Origin of the sequence: Flavobacterium sp. KMS (assembly GCF_000813005.1) — a bacterium.
In the GTDB taxonomy this organism is placed as follows: domain Bacteria; phylum Bacteroidota; class Bacteroidia; order Flavobacteriales; family Flavobacteriaceae; genus Flavobacterium.
The window spans coordinates 1-2,928 of sequence record NZ_JSYP01000048.1; the positions used below are offsets into that span (position 1 = coordinate 1).

Sequence of the window (2,928 nt, forward strand, 5' to 3'; positions counted from 1 at the left end):
AATGCGAAATAGCCATAAATACTATTTTAAACCGATTACCAAATTTAAGATTCGATAAAGAAGCCAAAGTTCTTAAATGGCGCCCCAGTAACATAATACGAGGATTACATAAATTCCCTGTTGTTTTTTGAACCCTAAAAATTTTTATCCATAAAAAAAGCCTTTACATTACTGTAAAGGCTTTTCTAATTTAAACTGTGGTCCCACCTGGGCTCGAACCAGGGACCACCTGATTATGAGTCAGGTTTGTTTTATTTTAACATCATTTACTTTTTCATCATTACATCCCATAATCAAGTGTTTGTGATTTTTAAAATAAATCATTATTTCTAATTGTACTTTTGTTCGTCTAAAATCATAAGTTATATTTTCAATAATGGTATCATACAAATTTACTCTAAAGGCAACGCCAAATGCATCTGGTGAGTATTTTATTAATCTTGCAAACTAATTGAAAAGACAGGATAAATACTAGTTTATCAATCAAGAAGAAATGCAAACATAAAGATTGATCATTTGAAACGGAATGCCTTAAAAAATCGCACAAAGAATACAAGCAAATTAATGATCTAATTGAAAAATATTCAGGTCGTGTTAACAATATTATTCATGAATTTGAATTAGACAAAACACCATTCACCTTATAATACTTCTTCTCAAAAAAAAATTTCAACATTTGTTTTTCTATCATATTTCATTATATGCCAATCATCTTTTTCCATATCTCGCCATCAAAATTTAGTATAATATTTCATTTTAATATGTAATTTATATAACCTTCGCAAGGATCTTCTTTACTTACAATCTTGCAAGGATTTCCGAACGCCAATGAATTGTCTGGAATATCAACATTTACAAATGAGTTGGGAGCAATTAATACATTGGACCCAATATTTATATTACCAACAATGACTGAACCCGTGCCAATCCATACGTTATTACTAATAGTCGGACATCCTTTTAACTTACCCCTGTTAGCTTGACCAATAGTAACACTATGTGCAATATTGCAGTTTTTCCCAATTTTTGCTTTACGATTGATAACTATTGTTCCGAAATGTCCAATGTGAAATCCCTCACCAATTTCTGTAGTTGAAGGAATTTGAAAACCATATTTATAAGAATATCTTGTCTTTAGAAAAGTAAAAAAAAACCATTTTACTGAATATTTTTTACTTTCGGAAATTTTCCGCAATAAATACATATATCTAAATCCTTCTATTCTTAGGCCTTTTAAAAATCCTTTAGTGCCAGAAAGCCCACCATATCGAAAAAGGTCTGCTTTAATTATTCTGTTCATTGTGTCTTTATTTAATTTTGCCCATAATGTTCTGGTACTATAAGTTTTCAAAGCATTTTCTTCTACTAATAACATATGAGTTACTGTCAATACCTTGCTTGCTCTTTATTTTTAGGAATACCCATTTAAAAATTGAAATCAATATAAATTCATCTTCTTCAAAATATTCATAATAATTATTTATAAAAAAAAAAACGCTTAAATCATTGCACTAGTAATACTATTAAGCATCTTTCCCCTTCATTAACCAAAACTTAACTAACCATTCCTACAATGGGAACGCAAAAATACAAATACCACTTGAGTGCAATAGTCCAAATAAGACATTAAAACAGTACATTAAGACAGCCTCAAATACAAATAATTATTTTCTTTACCATAAATAGCCACAAAAAAGCAGAAACACTCTTTGTGGTTTCATTTTTATCATGTTATAGGTTAGATTGTTTGAGAAGAAAAATAAAGACAAAAAAGTATTTCTATTATTTTTTAACTTCATTTGCTTTCAATACCCTTAAAATATTTCTGCCAAGAATTTTATTTATAACTCATTTAGGATAACCCTTTATGACTAAAGCTTGTGTAATTAATGAATATGTTACAACATCATCTAGCTGTTGTGGCGGAAGTACAATACCATCAAAATCAGAACCTATTAAATTTTATAACATACTCTATTACCAAAGGAAATGCTACACACAACTGATTGAATCCTTGTTTGTGTTTTGTAAAAATCATTTGTCTGGCTATACTTTTACTTTTTACCACAACTGCTAAAGGATCGAATTCTTCTTTTTGTTTTTCTGTGTTTAAAAAACTAGATACTGACTAACTATCTCTATCATATTTTTTTCTTCACCTACATTTTTGATAGCATACTGTTGTTTCTGATTTAATATCTTTTTAATTTTTATTACTGAAAACCAACTTCACTTCCTCTTATTTTTACTTTATTATCATCTATAAAAGAAATGCCTCTCCCTTTAAGAACTTTTTCCTACCGATTGTTCTTTACTTACTAAACAAAGGATTGGCAATATTTGCCTAGGTTTTTCATATAAAAGTTTTACATAGTCTAAGCCTAATTGCGTTTGATCACCAAAAACATGTTGAATAAATTGCAATGAATTCGGAATCAATTTTTCGAGTTCATGTATTGGAAAATCTTCAACGATCTGTTCGTTAGGGAGCTCATGATAGACATTATAGAAATCATCTACAATTTACTCATAACCAAAATGATTAGGAATACAGCAAAATCCATATAATTTAAGACGTTACTCAAAAATGATTTTCCGTGATCTGAAATGATTATTTCACGATTCTACCGAACCATTACTTTTACTTTATCGCCAGATATTAAAGGTTTATCAATAATTTTGAAATAGGAAATTCCTACTCTGATATAAGAAATATCTAAGTCCATAAGATTCAAATTATAATCCTTATAGCTTTATTGCAAGAATTTGATTAAAAAAAATGGATTTCCTTGATGATTTTGCTTACCCACTTCCTTTTACAGTAATTATCGAATTATTAGGTATCCCGATTGAAGACCAAGAAAAACTTAGACGCTGGTCAGATGTTTTGATTGAGTCTCATATAACTGAGAAAAACAAACAATCTCT

1 protein-coding gene is annotated in these 2,928 nt (G+C 29.0%); it reads right to left on the reverse strand.

The annotated features are described in order from the left end of the window. Nucleotides 1-751: 751 nt before the first annotated feature. Nucleotides 752-1,375, reverse strand: a complete 624-nt coding sequence (locus OA93_RS23895) for a serine acetyltransferase (RefSeq protein WP_240474798.1) — start codon at nt 1,373-1,375, stop codon at nt 752-754. Between the last annotated feature and the right edge of the window lie 1,553 nt (nt 1,376-2,928).

Coding starts and splice junctions, on each gene's coding strand:
- OA93_RS23895 (WP_240474798.1), bottom strand. CDS start 1,375: ATGTTATTAGTAGAAGAAAATGCTTTGAAAACTTATAGTACCAGAACA.